This window comes from Streptomyces sp. WM6386, assembly GCF_000972385.1.
Lineage (GTDB): Bacteria > Actinomycetota > Actinomycetes > Streptomycetales > Streptomycetaceae > Streptomyces.
Window position 1 is genome coordinate 1 of sequence record NZ_JXTE01000114.1, and the last position, 15210, is coordinate 15210.

Annotated in this window: 15 protein-coding genes and 1 pseudogene; 11 read left to right on the forward strand and 5 right to left on the reverse strand. The window is 71.2% G+C overall.

The annotated features are described in order from the left end of the window. Positions 1-160: 160 nt before the first annotated feature. Positions 161-529 carry a hypothetical protein gene (locus TN53_RS38785; RefSeq protein WP_046263544.1) on the forward strand — a complete coding sequence of 123 codons (369 nt, stop codon included), beginning with the start codon at positions 161-163 and terminating at the stop codon, positions 527-529. Here the strand turns inward: TN53_RS38785 and TN53_RS38790 are convergent. Then, entirely contained in the window at positions 462-1310 is an 849-nt protein-coding gene (locus TN53_RS38790) for a DUF4184 family protein (protein WP_046263545.1), read from the reverse strand. The two genes, TN53_RS38785 and TN53_RS38790, sit on opposite strands and share 68 nt — an antisense overlap. A gap of 256 nt (positions 1311-1566) precedes the next feature. On the opposite strand from TN53_RS38790, the gene TN53_RS38795 reads away from it, so the two are divergent. The 3 genes from TN53_RS38795 to TN53_RS38800 all read left to right on the forward strand — a co-directional run bounded on the left by TN53_RS38795 (position 1567) and on the right by TN53_RS38800 (position 4573). After that, positions 1567-3282 carry a lytic transglycosylase domain-containing protein gene (locus tag TN53_RS38795; protein WP_046263546.1) on the forward strand — a complete coding sequence of 572 codons (1716 nt, stop codon included), beginning with the start codon at positions 1567-1569 and terminating at the stop codon, positions 3280-3282. Between the two features lie 145 nt (positions 3283-3427). Next, complete coding sequence (locus TN53_RS47035; RefSeq protein ID WP_107080587.1) at positions 3428-3562, forward strand: SPW_0924 family protein; 135 nt, start codon at positions 3428-3430, stop codon at positions 3560-3562. A 21-nt stretch (positions 3563-3583) separates the two neighbouring features. After that, positions 3584-4573, forward strand: coding sequence for a DUF3068 domain-containing protein (locus TN53_RS38800; RefSeq protein WP_046263547.1), 990 nt, complete (start codon positions 3584-3586; stop codon positions 4571-4573). Here the strand turns inward: TN53_RS38800 and hrpB are convergent. Next, on the reverse strand, positions 4563-7055 hold the full coding sequence (gene hrpB, locus TN53_RS38805) for an ATP-dependent helicase HrpB (protein WP_046263548.1): 2493 nt from the start codon (positions 7053-7055) through the stop codon (positions 4563-4565). The genes TN53_RS38800 and hrpB overlap by 11 nt on opposite strands. An 85-nt stretch (positions 7056-7140) precedes the next feature. Continuing rightward, positions 7141-7977, reverse strand: a complete 837-nt coding sequence (locus tag TN53_RS38810) for a class I SAM-dependent methyltransferase (RefSeq protein WP_095046967.1) — start codon at positions 7975-7977, stop codon at positions 7141-7143. 370 nt (positions 7978-8347) lie between these two features. Between TN53_RS38810 and rpsA the strand changes: the two genes are divergently transcribed. The 4 genes from rpsA (at position 8348) to TN53_RS38830 (ending at position 12272) form a co-directional block, all read left to right on the forward strand. Next, positions 8348-9853, forward strand: coding sequence for a 30S ribosomal protein S1 (gene rpsA, locus TN53_RS38815; protein ID WP_046263549.1), 1506 nt, complete (start codon positions 8348-8350; stop codon positions 9851-9853). A 374-nt stretch (positions 9854-10227) separates the two neighbouring features. Further along, on the forward strand, positions 10228-11166 hold the full coding sequence (locus TN53_RS38820; RefSeq protein WP_046263550.1) for a PAC2 family protein: 939 nt from the start codon (positions 10228-10230) through the stop codon (positions 11164-11166). Positions 11167-11211: 45 nt separating this feature from the next. Then, positions 11212-11841 (forward strand): dephospho-CoA kinase, encoded by a 630-nt coding sequence (gene coaE, locus TN53_RS38825; RefSeq protein WP_046263551.1) that lies wholly within the window; start codon positions 11212-11214, stop codon positions 11839-11841. 50 nt (positions 11842-11891) lie between these two features. Then, the gene (locus TN53_RS38830; RefSeq protein ID WP_046263552.1) at positions 11892-12272 is read left to right on the forward strand and encodes a tetratricopeptide repeat protein; all 381 of its coding nucleotides are present in this window, start codon (positions 11892-11894) and stop codon (positions 12270-12272) included. A 7-nt stretch (positions 12273-12279) separates the two neighbouring features. On the opposite strand, the gene TN53_RS38835 is transcribed toward TN53_RS38830, so the two are convergent. Further along, on the reverse strand, positions 12280-12546 hold the full coding sequence (locus TN53_RS38835) for a DUF6343 family protein (RefSeq protein ID WP_199924728.1): 267 nt from the start codon (positions 12544-12546) through the stop codon (positions 12280-12282). Positions 12547-12622: 76 nt separating this feature from the next. On the opposite strand from TN53_RS38835, the gene TN53_RS38840 reads away from it, so the two are divergent. The 3 genes from TN53_RS38840 to TN53_RS38850 all read left to right on the forward strand — a co-directional run bounded on the left by TN53_RS38840 (position 12623) and on the right by TN53_RS38850 (position 14918). After that, positions 12623-13534 carry an acyltransferase domain-containing protein gene (locus TN53_RS38840; RefSeq protein WP_046263554.1) on the forward strand — a complete coding sequence of 304 codons (912 nt, stop codon included), beginning with the start codon at positions 12623-12625 and terminating at the stop codon, positions 13532-13534. A gap of 130 nt (positions 13535-13664) precedes the next feature. Further along, positions 13665-14375, forward strand: coding sequence for a class I SAM-dependent methyltransferase (locus TN53_RS38845; protein WP_095046966.1), 711 nt, complete (start codon positions 13665-13667; stop codon positions 14373-14375). 66 nt (positions 14376-14441) lie between these two features. Then, positions 14442-14918, forward strand: coding sequence for a DoxX family protein (locus tag TN53_RS38850; RefSeq protein ID WP_046263556.1), 477 nt, complete (start codon positions 14442-14444; stop codon positions 14916-14918). A 160-nt stretch (positions 14919-15078) separates the two neighbouring features. Here the strand turns inward: TN53_RS38850 and TN53_RS48710 are convergent. Continuing rightward, positions 15079-15210 (reverse strand): annotated as a pseudogene (locus tag TN53_RS48710) (RNA-binding S4 domain-containing protein); the annotation flags it as partial.

The following is a 15210-nucleotide window of genomic DNA, read 5'->3' on the forward strand; positions in this document are numbered from 1 at the left end:
CACCCCACCTGTTGCGGGGGGTCGAAAGGGGCGCAGCCCCTGGGGGATGGGACGGGTAGGGGCGGCGGGGGCGAGAACAAGCCCCCGCTCACCCCGCCCCCGTCACCCACGTGGTCCCCGACAACACGCTCCCCATCCCCCCGCCCGTGAAGATGCGGACATGGGTATACGCACGCTCCACCGCCACACGGCTCCGGCGCAGGCGACCACCGATGCGACCGCGTCCACCCCACCGCCGTCGGTCCCGCCCTTCGCGGCAACGGCCAGTACCGCCCGCATCCCGACCGACCTCGCGACGGACCTGCGCAAAAGGACCGCGGACCTGCGTCACCGGCTCACCCGGAGGGACTGGCGGCTCACCGTCGATCAGGCCCGCAGCTATCTCGCGCTGCTCCTCACTGCACTGACCCGCTCCCGTCAGGTCCGGACCGTCACCGTGTTCATGGTGACCGCCGCCGCGGTCAGCGACCGCCTCGACGGCTCAGCTCCCGGCCAGGACCGGGCGCCGGGACCGGACGCCACACCCTGACGCCCACGGCGTACACCAGCACGCCCAGCACGAGCCCGGCGCCCGCCCCGAAGCACAGCGTCGGGATCAGCTCCCACGGCTTCGCGGTGGACCCCCAGTAGGCCCACCACCGCGAAGCCCGCTGCACCGCCCCGACCAGCGCACAGCCACCGATGACGATCGCGGCCCACCACCGGTCCGCGCCGGTCAGCACAGGCACCCCCACCGGCTCGGCGACAGCACCCCGCACCCGCCGCAGGGCATACCCCAGGAACACCGCGATCACGACCGCGGCCACCGCCGAACTGCCGTACTGGAGGTACCAGTACAGCGGCGAGCCCGCGATCGTCTCGCCCAGGACGGGAAACACCCGCATTCCCCACCGGTCGAGATGGGTGAACGCGTCCCACACGACATGCGTCAGCGCGCCGAGCGCCGCCGACACGTACCAGCGCGCCACCAGCGACGGCCGGACACGCGCGCGTGGCACCCCGCAGCGCAACAAGGTCGCCGGCCGTGCCTGGCGCCGCCGTGGCAGCAGTGCCACCAGCGGCTCACGGATCAGCAGCCACAGCCCCACCAGCGTCCACGCGACGAGCACGTCGACGGTGAAGACACCCGCGAAGGAGTGGGTGAAGGACCCGAACTCCATCGCCTCGGACAGGACACTCGCCGCGAAATAGGTCATGTCGGGAGCGAAGGAGCCCGCCACTAGCACCGCCGGCACCAGCGAGCCCCGGCCGGTTCCATCGGTGCGCAAGGCGGGCAGGACAGCGGCCGCGTGGCTCAGCGTGAACGGCAAGAAGGCCCCCGGGTTCGGTGTGGTCGGACCGGCCCAGTATGGCCAACTGGTGAAAACCGGGCACGAACAGGTGCCCGCGCAAAGCAAGTTGTCGTAGGGTCGCCTGGGTCGCCGTGCCGGGGAGCGCGGTCGAACAGAAGAACACGGCACCGAATGGCTCCACGAGGGCAACCCGCACCACGGGTCGATCGTCACACCATGGCGAGCACGTCGAACGGAGACGGGCGCTCGGGCGTCCACGGGAGGGATTCACTTTATGTCGGCGCAATTCGGCAGGAGGCTGCGCAAGGGAGCGGTGGCCACCACCGTCGCCGCGGCGGCTGTCGCGGCACTCTCAGCGTCCCAGGCACCCGGCGTGACGGTCGACGACAGTGGCAGATCGACCGCGGCCGACGCCCAGCCCTCTCCCGACGCGACCGGCGACGACAGCGGTGCGACCGGCAACTCGCCGTACTACACGGACCTGCCGCCGCTCAACAGCCCGAGCCCCGCACCGACCGTCGGCACTCCCGCCGCCACCGGCTCGACCGAGGCCGGCATACCCGCGACCGTCCTGGACGCCTACAAGCAGGCCGCGTCCTCGCTCCAGTCGTCCAAGCCCGGCTGCAACCTGCCCTGGGAACTCCTGGCCGCCATCGGCAAGGTGGAGTCCGGCCAGGCCCGCGGCGGCCGCGTCGACGCGGACGGCAACACCATCGGCAGGATCCTCGGCCCCAAGCTGAACGGCGTCGGCTTCGCGCACATCAGCGACACCGACGGCGGCGCGTACGACGGTGACAGCGTCTACGACCGGGCCGTCGGCCCCATGCAGTTCATCCCCTCCACCTGGGAGTGGGCCGGCCGCGACGGCAACGACGACGGCAAGAAGGACCCCAACAACATCTACGACGCGGCGCTCGCCGCCGGCCACTACCTGTGCCGCTTCGGCTGGGACCTGTCCACCCAGTCCGACCTCAACAGCGCGATCCTCAGCTACAACAACTCGCAGGACTACCTGAACACGGTCCTGTCGTGGCTGGAGTACTACCGCAAGGGCACCCACGAGGTCCCCGACGGCACCGGCACCATTCCGGACAACCGCAGCGACGAGAACGACAGCGCGAACCCGACGCCGTCGCCCACTCCGCCGTCGACGCCCGGCACACCCGGCACACCCGGCACGCCTGGCAGCAACACCCCCAGCCCCACCCCGCCGCCGTCGGACAAACCGACCACGCCGAGCACCCCGACGCCGACGCCCACCGACACGGTCGACCACCTCGAGGACGCGGGCACCGCCAAGCTCACCGCGCAGGCCGGCGACACCTTCACCAAGAGGATCAGCACCCGCGCCGAGACCTCGGCCGGCAAGGCCGTCGGCAAGGTCCGGGTCCGCTTCACGATCGTCGGCGACACCGACACCACCTTCACGGGCGGCGAGAGCGTCGCCACGGTGGTCACGGGCAGCTCCGGCGTGGCCGTCGCGCCCACCCTCAAGGCGGGCGAGACGACGGGCGAGTTCACCGTCCGAGCCACCGTCGTGGGCCGCTCGGTCACCGGCCTCGACTACAAGGCGACCGTCACCGAGCGCGTCGCCGACACCCTGGCCCGCACCAGCGACACCGCGCTGACCTGCACCCCTGGCGGCGAGTTCGCCGACCGGGTCGAGGTGAAGGCGACCTACGGCGGCGCCGTCGCGGACCAGGTCGCCGCCACCGCCACCCTGATCACCTCGGCGGACGACGCGACCGAGAACACCAAGGGCCCCTACTTCAAGGACGCGGACGGCAAGACCGTACGCACCCTCACGGGCCTGGAGACGGACGCGGACGGCCTGCTCAAACTGCCGAAGCTGTACGCGGACGACACCACCGGCACGTTCCTGCTCCGCATCAACACCTCCGGCGGCGCGACCCTGACGGTCGAACTGACCGTGGCGCCGGCCGCCGAGACGTCGGAGTCCCCGAGCCCGTCGGCCAGTCCGAGCGCGTAACGGCTCCTTCCTGTCGTACGACCCTGGCGGCGCCCCTCGTGAGGAGGGGCGCCGTCGTCGTGTGCAACGTGTTCTCATCTCGCCCACCCGTTGCTACGGTGCCGGACCTGACGACCTATCAGTACCAGTCCGTCGGGAGGCCCGCATGCGTGCCCTGATCGCCGCCGCGATCGGCCTGGCCGTCGCGCTCGCCCTGGTCCTCACGATCACCGCGATGGGGTCGCCGGCCGGCAAGACGTCCCCGAAGCCGCTGCTGACGACGGTGCCGTCACACCCGTAACCACCCGGGAGGGAGGCCGAGATGCGCCGAAAGGCCAGCCTGATCCTGCTCGCTCTCGCCGTGTTCTTCGCGGCACTGTCCCCGCTGCTGCGCTGGTACGCCTTCCCGCGGCTGGCCAAGATCCCGGCCGGCCAGTACCAGGACATGGTCCTGGAGGCGAAGGACGCCACCCTCATGAACAACGCGATGCAGGTCGAGAAGGTCTCCAAGGTCACCATCGTGCAGACCCTCAAGGGCAACGTCGAGGCCTCAGAGAAGATCGAGAAGACACTCGGCCGGGACGTCGTCGTCTGGGACGGCCTGTCCTACGCCCAGGGCCCCGACGGCCAACAGGTCGCCTACATCCCCGAGCGGTACATCTTCGACGCCCACACCCAGGAACCGATCCACGCCACGGGCGAGATGGTCGACGGCGACCCGGTGAAGCGGGAGGGCCTCGAATTCAAGTGGCCCTTCCTGACGGAGAAGCGGGACTACGAGTACTTCGACGCCCAGACCCGCACCTCGTCCCCCATCCACTACAAGGGCACCCAGGACTTCCGCGGCCTGGAGGTCTACTACTTCGAGCAGACCATCCCCTGGACCCAGGTGAAGTGGCCCAAGAAGCTGCCCATCGCGGGTGTCACCCCCGAGCAGCTCGCCAGGACCGGCACGACCCGCTGGTACACCACGGTCCGCAAGTTCTGGGTCGAACCCGTCACCGGCGCCCCCGTCTACGGCGAGGAGATCCACAGGGAGGAACTCCGCGGCGGCACCCTCCTCGGCGACCGCGACAAGGTGACGGCGTTCGCCGGCCACGTGAAGATGCGCGAGGACTACATCGAGCACACCGTCGACCTGGTCAAGTCCAACCGCACCCTGGTGCTCCTGATGACCTCGTACCTCCCCTGGGGCTTCGCGACCCTGGGCGTACTCCTGCTGGCCCTGTCCCTGTACCTGGAGGCCCGCGGCCGCCGCCCCGACGAACCGGAACCCGCCACGGACTCCGAACCCGAACCGGTCACCGCCTGAGCCGCGCGTTCGTATACCGCGTCGGCTCGGCACCCGCCGGATCCTCGGGCCACGGATGCTTCGGATACCGGCCCCGCAGCTCCGCCCGCACGCCCTTGTAGCCGTCCTTCCAGAACGACGCGAGATCGGCGGTCACGGCGGCCGGGCGCCCCGCGGGGGAGAGCAGATGGACGAGCAGCGCGACCCCGGCGACCGCGGGCGACTCGTGCAGCCCGAACATCTCCTGCAACTTCACCGCGAGAACGGGCTGCTCGGGGTTCGCGTAGTCGATCCGGATTCTGGACCCACTGGGCACGGTGATCCGCTCGGGAGCGAGTTCGTCGACCCGCGCGGCATCCCCGGAGGCCCAGGGCAGCAGTCGGCCCAGCGCGTTCCCGGCGTCGATCCGCGCCAGATCGACCCGCCGCCGGGCACGACCGAGCTCCGGCTCCAGCCACTCGTCCACGCGTGCGTGCAGCGCGTCGTCGCAGACGTCCGGCCACGGCTCCCCGAGGTGCAGCCGCAGAAAGGCGAGCCGCTGCCGCAGCACGTCGGCCTCGGGCGACCAGCGCAACAGACGCAGCCCTTCCTGCCGCAGCCCTTCAAGAAGCGCGTCGCGTACGAGAACGGGGTCCGGGTCCCGGAGCGTGCGCACCGCCAGCTCCACGGCCCCCAGCCGCTCCACACGCCGCGCCACGACGTCCCCGTCGGCCCAGTGGACCTCGTCCCGCTCGTCGAGCAGCGCCCCTGCCGCCTGCCGCGCGGTCTCCTCGTCGACGACCGCACCGAGCTGCACGCGTGCGTGGCCCTTCCCGACGGGGCGGTCCGCGACGGCGACGGCGATCCAGGGCGCCCCGCGCAGGCCGGTGGCGTCACGGACCTCGGCGCGGGTGCCCGACACCATGAGATAGGAACCGCCGTCGGCCCTGGCGACCCGCTCGGGGAAGGCGAGGGCGGCGACGAGCCCGACGAGCGCGTCCTCGGTGAGAGAGGACGCGCGGGCCGGCTCGTCGGCGAGGGCCTGCAGTCGGCGTACCTCCGTACGCCAGCGCCCCGCGTAGGCGTCGCCCCCGCGCCGGGCCGTCCGCACGGCGGCCGCCAGATCGTCGCCGTAGTCCCGCGGCGGCTCCTCGCTGAGCAGCGCGACCACATCGGCCACCTCCCGCGAGGGTCCGGCGTCCAGCAGGGCCCGCCCGAGCCGGGGATGCAGCCCGAGCCGGGCCAGCCGTGCCCCGCGCTCCGTCGCCCGCCCGGCGGAGTCCACCGCGCCGATCGCCGACAGGACGCTCCGCGCGGCGGCCATCGCCCCGGTCGGCGGCGGATCCAGCAACGCCAGCCCGGAGGCGTCCGGATCGCCCCAGCAGGCCGCCTGGAGGGCGAACGCCGTCAGGTCGGCCACCTTGATCTCCGGGGCCGGGAAAGCCGGCAGCCGGAGGTCCTCCGCCTCCGTCCAGCAGCGGTACGCCACACCCGGCGCCTCACGCCCGGCCCGCCCCAGCCGCTGATTCCCGACCGCGCGGGAGGACCTGACCGTCGTCAACGCGCTCAGCCCGCGCGCGTGGTCCACCCGAGGCTCCCGCGTCAGCCCCGAGTCGACGACGATCCGCACCCCGGGCACCGTCAGCGACGACTCGGCGACGGAGGTCGCCAGCACCACCCGGCGCCGCTCGCCGGGCGCCAGCACCGCGTCCTGCACGGCGGCCGGCGCCCGCCCGTGCACCTGGAGCACGTCCACGTCGCCGAGACCGCCCAGCTGCCCGGCGACCCGCGCGATCTCGCCCATGCCGGGCAGGAAGCACAGCACGTCCCCCTCCCGCTCGGCCAGCGCCCGCCGCACCACCGACGCCACATGCGTCAACAGCGCGGGATCGACCCACATGCCGTGCGAGGGCCGTACCGGGCGGGCCGGGGGAGCCCAGACCACGCCGACCCCGTACGCCCGCCCCCGAGCCTCGACCACCGGCGCCCCGCCCAGCAGCCTCGACCAGCCCTCCGCGTCGGTCGTCGCCGACGCGGCCACCAGCCGCAGCTCCGGCCGCAGCGCCTGCCGTACGTCCCACAGGAACGCCGCCGTCGTGTCCGCGTCCAGATGCCGCTCGTGACACTCGTCCAGGACCACCACGTCGACGCCCGCGAGCTCCTGGTCCCGCTGGAGCCGCTGGAGCAGGACACCGGTCGTCACGACCTCCACGCGTGAGTGCCGGCCGACGACCCGCTCCCCGCGCACGGTGTAGCCGACGCTCCCGCCGACCTTCTCGCCCAGCAGCCACGCCATCCGCCGGGCCGCCGCGCGGGCCGCGATCCGCCGCGGCTCGGCCACGACCACCCGCCGAGCGGGAGCGTCACCGCCCAGCAGCCCGGCCAGCGCCAGCGGTACGAGGGTGGTCTTGCCGCTGCCGGTCGGCGCGACGAGAACGGCGGTTCCGTGCGCGTCCAGGGCGTCGGACAGGGCGGGCAGGGCGCCGCGTACAGGAAGGGCGTCCAGAGCGTCGTAACGGATCACGCCCCCAGTGTCGTACGACCGCGAGCACGCCCCGCTACGCGCGCGTGCTCCTACTTCCGGCCACGCACGCGTGCGTGGCCGGAAGTCAGTCACGCTCGCACACGAAGATCGCCGACCCCGGGATCAGATTCCCGCGCAGCGGCGACCAGCCGCCCCACTCCGCGGTGTTCCAGGCCGGCCACTCCGGCTCGACCAGGTCCACCAGGCGGAAGCCCGCGGCGACGGTGTCCCGGACACGGTCGCCGATGGTCCTGTGGTGCTCGACGTACACCGCGCTGCCGTCCTCGGCCTGTTCGACGTACGGCGTGCGGTCGAAGTACGAGGCGGAGACGGACAGCCCCTCCGGGCCGGGCTCGTCCGGGAACGCCCAGCGGATCGGGTGGGTGACCGAGAAGACGAAACGCCCGCCCGGCCGCAGCACCCGGCGCACCTGCGACAGGACCAGTACCGGGTCCGCCACGAACGGCAGCGCCCCGTAGGCCGAGCACGCCAGGTCGAAGGAGGCGTCCGCGAAGGGCAGCGCACCGGCGTCCGCGCAGATGAGGGGAAACGATCCGCCGATGCGCAGCGCGTGCTGGAGCTGGCGGTGGGAGAGGTCCAGGGCGACCGGGCGGGCCCCCTGCTCGGCCAGCCAGCGCGAGCACTGGGCCGCGCCGGCGCCGATCTCCAGGACGTCCTTGCCCTTCAGCTCCTCCGGCGGGCCGAGCAGCTCGGCCTCCACCTCGTCCAGACCCTCGGGCCCCCACACGAAGCGGTCGTCGCCGAGGAACGTGCCGTGCTCGACCTGGTACTCGTCCGCGTTGCGGTCCCACCAGCCCCGGTTGGCCCGGGAGCTCTCCGCGACATCGGCGTCACGCCGGGTGGCCTCGGACTCGGAGTCCGATGTGACGTTGGGCTCGGACGCTACGGGCTCTTGGATGATCGGCTCCCTCGTCGTACTCTTCCCTCCAATCCGTCCCCTCAGGGGTGTCACGGAGGAGGTGTCTCGGGGCCCGGATGGCCTCCAGAGACAGTTCTTGTGCCGGGTATGCGGCGATCCGCCCCGGGTGTGCGCCTTCGCGCATTGACCCTGTCCGGCTGCCCCCGTATGCTACAAGTTGCGCTGCGGGCCTGCGCACCTCAGACGTAGCAGGCTGCGCTCGCATCTGTTGTATGTCCCCTCGGTTCTTCGAGGCGCCATCGGCTTTGTCCGGTGTGGTGCTTCCTTGACTGTCCGGCTTCTTCAGGGCGATACGGGCTCCCGGCGTAGCAGTACCTACGACTTTCTGTCCGTAACCGGAGCCCTTTCCCACATGACGAGCAGCACCGAGACCACCGCCACCACCCCGCAGGTTGCGGTCAACGACATCGGTAACGAGGAAGCCTTCCTCGCCGCGATCGACGAGACGATCAAGTACTTCAACGACGGCGACATCGTCGACGGCGTCATCGTGAAGGTCGACCGGGACGAGGTCCTGCTCGACATCGGTTACAAGACCGAAGGCGTTATCCCGAGCCGCGAGCTCTCCATCAAGCACGACGTCGACCCCAACGAGGTCGTCGCCGTGGGCGATGAGATCGAGGCCCTTGTCCTCCAGAAGGAGGACAAGGAAGGCCGTCTCATCCTGTCCAAGAAGCGCGCTCAGTACGAGCGTGCCTGGGGCACGATCGAGAAGATCAAGGAAGAAGACGGGATCGTCACCGGTACCGTCATCGAGGTCGTCAAGGGTGGTCTCATCCTCGACATCGGCCTCCGTGGCTTCCTCCCGGCCTCCCTCGTCGAGATGCGCCGTGTCCGCGACCTCCAGCCCTACGTGGGCAAGGAGCTCGAGGCGAAGATCATCGAGCTGGACAAGAACCGCAACAACGTGGTCCTGTCCCGCCGTGCCTGGCTGGAGCAGACCCAGTCCGAGGTCCGCCAGACGTTCCTCACGACCCTCCAGAAGGGTCAGGTCCGCTCCGGCGTGGTCTCCTCGATCGTCAACTTCGGTGCCTTCGTGGACCTGGGTGGCGTCGACGGTCTGGTCCACGTGTCCGAGCTGTCCTGGAAGCACATCGACCACCCGTCCGAGGTTGTCGAGGTCGGCCAGGAAGTCACCGTCGAGGTCCTCGACGTCGACATGGACCGCGAGCGTGTCTCCCTGTCGCTGAAGGCGACCCAGGAAGACCCGTGGCAGCAGTTCGCCCGGACCCACCAGATCGGCCAGGTCGTGCCCGGCAAGGTCACGAAGCTGGTTCCGTTCGGTGCGTTCGTCCGCGTGGACGAGGGCATCGAGGGTCTGGTCCACATCTCCGAGCTGGCCGAGCGCCACGTGGAGATCCCGGAGCAGGTCGTCCAGGTCAACGACGAGATCTTCGTCAAGGTCATCGACATCGACCTCGAGCGTCGTCGCATCAGCCTCTCGCTGAAGCAGGCCAACGAGTCCTTCGGTTCCGACCCGGCCTCGGTCGAGTTCGACCCGACGCTGTACGGCATGGCCGCGTCGTACGACGACCAGGGCAACTACATCTACCCCGAGGGCTTCGACCCCGAGACCAACGACTGGCTCGAGGGCTTCGAGTCCCAGCGTGAGGTGTGGGAGAACCAGTACGCCGAGGCGCAGACCCGCTTCGAGCAGCACCAGCAGCAGGTCATCAAGTCCCGCGAGGCCGACGCCGCTGCTGCGGCCGAGGGCGGCGACGCTGCGGGTGCGGCTCCGGCCGCGGGCGGTGGCGGTGGCGGCTCGTACTCCTCCGAGGGTGCGGACACCTCCGGTGCCCTCGCTTCGGACGAGGCGCTTGCCGCGCTCCGCGAGAAGCTGGCCGGCGGCCAGAGCTGATCGCTCACTGAGCAGTAGCTCCTGACTGAGGGGCCGTACCTTTCGAGGTGCGGCCCCTCAGCCGTGTCCGCCCGCTCCGACAGGACGCTCGCGCGTGCGACCGGCGCCCACCGGGTACCTATTCAGCACGGCCTTACGAAGGCCGTCGACGCCGACCACGTCTTCGCCGCGGCCCCGCCCGACATCCCCTCGACGGCCGGAATCCCTCTCCCCCTCCCTCGTCATCCGCCCGCCCACGCGCGCGTGCCGTATCTCGTGACGCGGTGGAGCGAGGCATGAGAACCCAGTAAGAGGCGCCTGATCAGAGCCGTGGGCGGGAATGCCCACGTCTCAGGGCGCGTTGTGCAGTACGAACACGAGGAGGAGCGGTCACTGTGCTTGATCCGCAGGGTTTGTACGCATGGGAGCCGAAGGGCCTGGCTGTCGTCGACATGGCGCTCGCCCAGGAGTCGGCCGGTCTTGTCATGCTCTACCACTTCGACGGATACATCGACGCGGGCGAGACCGGCGACCAGATCGTCGACCGGCTGCTGGACTCGCTGCCCCACCAGATCGTCGCCCGGTTCGACCACGACCGTCTCGTGGACTACCGCGCCCGCCGCCCGCTGCTGACGTTCAAGCGCGACCGGTGGACGGAGTACGAGGAGCCCACGATCGATGTGCGGCTCGTCCAGGACGCCACCGGGGCGCCCTTCCTGCTGTTGTCCGGACCCGAGCCGGACGTGGAGTGGGAGCGCTTCGCCGCTGCCGTCCAGCAGATCGTGGAGCGGCTCGGCGTCCGCCTGTCCGTGAACTTCCACGGCATCCCGATGGGCGTCCCGCACACCCGCCCCGTCGGCCTCACCCCGCACGGCAACCGCAACGACCTCGTGCCGGGCCACCGCAGCCCCTTCGACGAGGCGCAGGTCCCCGGCAGCGCCGAGGCGCTCGTCGAGTACCGCCTCATGGAGGCCGGCCATGACGTCCTGGGCGTCGCCGCGCACGTGCCGCACTACATCGCCCGCTCCCCCTACCCGGACGCGGCGCTGACCGTCCTGGAGTCCATCACGGCGGCGACGGGCCTCGTCCTGCCGGGCATCGCCCACGCCCTGCGCACGGATGCCCACCGCACCCAGACCGAGATCGATCGCCAGATCCAGGAGGGCGACGAGGACCTGGTCGCGCTCGTCCAGGGCCTTGAGCACCAGTACGACGCGGCGGCCGGCGCCGAGACACGGGGCAACATGCTCGCCGAGCCGATCGACATTCCCTCGGCGGACGAGATCGGGCTGGAGTTCGAGAAGTTCCTGGCGGAGCGGGAAGGCGACAACTGACCTCCGCCGGGTGCGCTGTCAGAGGCAGGCCCTAAGCTTCCGGTCATGCTGAAGGTTGGCCTGACCGGCGGGATCGGCGCCGGCAAGAGCGAGGTGTCGCGGCTGCTCGTCGAGCACGGGGGCGTGCTGATCGACGCGGACCGTATCGCGCGCGAGGTCGTCGCGCCGGGCACACCGGGGCTGGCGGCGGTCGTCGAGGCCTTCGGCCGGGACGTGCTCGCCGAGGACGGCGGTCTGGACCGGCCGAAGCTGGGCTCGATCGTGTTCGCCGACCCCGACAGGCTCGCCGTGCTGAACTCGATCGTGCACCCGCTGGTCGGCGCCCGCTCCCGCGAGCTGGAGGCCGCCGCCGCCGCGGACGCGGTCGTGATCCACGACGTCCCCCTCCTCGCCGAGAACGCCCTCGCCCCGCTGTACGACCTCGTGATCGTCGTCGACGCGAGTCCCGAGACCCAGCTCGACCGGCTGGTGCGGCTGCGGGGCATGACCGAGGAGGACGCACGCGCGCGTATGGCCGCCCAGGCGACGCGCGAGAAGCGCCTGGAGATCGCGGACATCGTCATCGACAACGACGTACCCCTGGACGACCTGCGGCGACGTGTGACGGACGTATGGGCCGATCTCGTACGAAGAGCCGGCGCCCCGCACGACCCGTCCCGGCCGCCTCAGGAATAGCAAGCCCCCGTCCGGGCGTTGAACCCTTCCAGTGAGGGAAGGACTCTGCCGTGCCCCAGACCAGCGGTTCGACCGGACGTACTCCGGAGACGCATGTCATCGACTTCCGTGCCGCCGAGCAACTGCTCGCCGCACGGGATCCGCAGGGCGCGGTGAAGCTGCTCGACCAGGTCATCGCCGCGCACCCCGAGAACACCGCCGCCCGCCTGCTGCGCGCGCGTGCCTTCTTCGCGGCAGCGCAACTGCGTCCCGCGGAGCTGGAGTTCACGATCGTCCTGGAGCGCGAGCCGGACAACGCGTTCGCGCACTTCGCGCTCGCCCGCACCTACGAGCGGCAGGCACGCCCGGACCAGGCCAAGCGCCACTTCCGGCTGGCCGCCGCACTCGACCCGAACCCGCAGTACCTGAAGGCGGCGCGGTTCGAGTCATGAGCCTGCCCTAGGGGCGCCGGCTCTCCGGCGGCCGGTACGGCGGGATGTCCGGGCCCGGCTGGTAGTGCGGGCCCTGGCGGATGTGCCGGACGATCAGCGTCAGATCCACGGTGATCACCAGCCACAGCACTCCACAGGCGATGGCCCAGCCGGGGCGCCCCGTGAGGGCGAACGCCGCGGTGCCGAAGACCGCCCAGACCAGCCCCCACACGCTCAGCCAGAAGCGCGTGCGCAGCGCACTGCGCGCGGTCGTCGGCTCACTGCCCGTACGCATCGGGATCACCACTCCTTCTTGAAACGTACTCTTCGGTGCGACGTTCACCAAAGGCTCCGACCAGGGGGAGGGCCACGTGCTTCCGGATACCGACGAGCTGGCCGAGGTGCTTCTGGACCTCGCGGTACCCCACGAGGACATCGACGAACTGATCGCGTCGCGCCGGACGCTGACGGCGGACGCCGGGGCGATACGGCTCCTGGCGGAGTGCACCGGGGAACTGGTCCGCGACATCGGGAAGATCATCGAGTACGGCGACGGGCTCCAGCTGGGCGAACGGGTCGCCGAGGCACCGGTGGCGCTGCGCCGCTTGTTCGCCGCGTACGTGTTCGTCTCGGCGCTTCCGCACACGCGCACGTACCACCGCGCACTCGGTATCCCCGCGGACGTCTCCCGGCGCACCCTCGCCGACCTCGGGCGGAACATGGTCGTCCACCGCCGACGGCACGGCGGGGCAGGGGTGCAGTCCCCGCAGTGGCTCACGCTCCATTTCCGCGGCGAGCTGTACCAGTTGGGGCGGTTGCAGTTTCAACGGGCAAACCTCTGGACGGGTGCGGCGTCGGTGCTCGCGCAGGCCGGGTACGACGGGACCGCGGGCACGCCCTGTCTGGACATCCACATCCCCGAGTTCCTCGGTCCGCTGACCCCGGCGGCCTGTGACCGGTCCGTGGTGCTCGCCCGGGAGTTCTTCGCCCTGCACCTTCCCGAGGAGCGGTACCGGGCGGCGATGTGCCATTCCTGGCTGCTCGACCCGCAGTTGAAGCGATATCTGCACGCCGACTCGAACATCGTCCGGTTCCAGGAACGGTTCCGGATCGCCCGCCGGGGCAGCGAGCCGGCCGACACGGAACCGGTCCAGTTCGTGTTCGGGGACCCGGAGCTGGCGGTGGCGGGGTTGCCGCGGCGGACGTCGCTGGAGCGGGCCGTGGGGGACCACCTGCGGGCGGGTGGGCACTGGTACATGGGGCACGGCTGGTTTCCGCTGTGACGGCGGGCCGGGCAGCCGGTAGCCGTAGGTCTGCTGTCGACGGACGTCTCCTGTAGCTCGGACGGGTGAATCTGTACGAGGGGGGAACGGGCGTGCGGAGGTGGGCCGTTGGACGGGCATGGAGCTGAGAATGCGTGAGGGGTACGAGGGGACCGGGCCCGGTGCGATCACTCCCGACGGCTGCGCGGTGGAGCTGTACGCACGGCTGCCGGTGGGGGACGAGCCGGACATCATCGCCGCGGCCGTGCCGGCGGGGGCGCACATCCTGGAGCTGGGCTGCGGTGTGGGGCGGATGACCCATCCGCTCCTGGAGCGGGGCTTCACGGTGACCGCGGTGGACGAGTCCCCGCAGATGCTGGAGCGCGTCCGCGGGGCCCGCACGACATGCGGCCCGGTCGAAGGGCTCGACCTGGGCGAGACGTTCGACGTGGTGATGCTCGCGTCGTTCCTGGTGCACGCCGGGGATGTCGAGGTGCGGCGGGGGTTGCTGCGCGCCTGTGCGCGGCATGTCGGTGAGGGCGGGTGCGTGCTGATCCAGCGGGAGGGCGTGGACTACCACACGAACCTGCCGCGCGAGCGGGTCGATCCCAGCGGCTTCACCGTCCGGATGGTGTCGGCGGAACCGGTCGGGGACGGGGTGAACTCGGTGCGCGCGGAGTACGAGTTCCCGGACGCGGTGTGGACCCAGACGTTCCTGGCACGGCCGTTGACGAAGGAGCAGTTCGAGGCGGCGCTGGGGGAGGCGGGTCTCGGGGTGGACAAGTATCTGACGGAGGACGGGACATGGGTGAGGGCGGTGCCGGTGGAACAGATCGGGGATTTGGTCCCCGGGCGGCGATGAGTTTCGCAGTGGGTCCCGGTCTATCTCTCTGACAGCAGCACGGACCGCTTCCCACAGGAGACCCCGATGTCCGAGACCGCCCTCCCCGCCACCGCCACCGCCACCGCCACCGCGTCCGTCCCGTCCGGCACCGTCGTCGCCGAGTCCGCGACCGCGCGCGGACGCCGTGCCCGGATCGCCCTGCGCACCCTGCAGGTGGTGCTCGCCCTGTTCTACGCCGTCGCGAGCGCCCTGCCCAAGCTGATCGCGCACCCCTCGGCCTCCGAGGGCTTCGCCGAGATGGGCTGGGGCGACGCCGGGATGTACACCATCGGTGTGCTCGAACTGGCCGGTGCCGTCGCGCTGTTGATCCCGCTGCTGCAGTCGGTGTCCGCGATGGCGCTGAGCGCGCTCATGGTGGGCGCGTTCGTCGTCCAGGTCTCCGTCTTCGACGGGGAGAACGCCGCGACACCTCTCATCCTGATCGTGCCGCTGGCCCTCATCGCGTGGGCCCGGCGGGATCAGAACGCGCGACTGGTGGGACTGGTACGCCGACGCGCCTGACTCCCGCTGCGCGACGACGTGCGGCGAGGTCGGATATCAGCACCGACGCACAGGGCGGTGGCGTCCGGAGAGCCTGAGGGCTTGCCCGGACGCCACCGCCGTGTGCGTCGGTGGGGTGCGGGGCCCTGGGGAGGCCCCTGGGGGTGCGCGGTGTGTGTGGTCAGTGTCCTCCGGGGCGCCCGCCGGCTCCTCGCAGGCGTTCCATGTCGCGTCGGTCCCGTTTGGTGGGGCGGCCCGTGCCGCGGTCGCGGATGCCGGCGGGGGCGACGGCCTCGCGGGGCGGGGGCGGGGG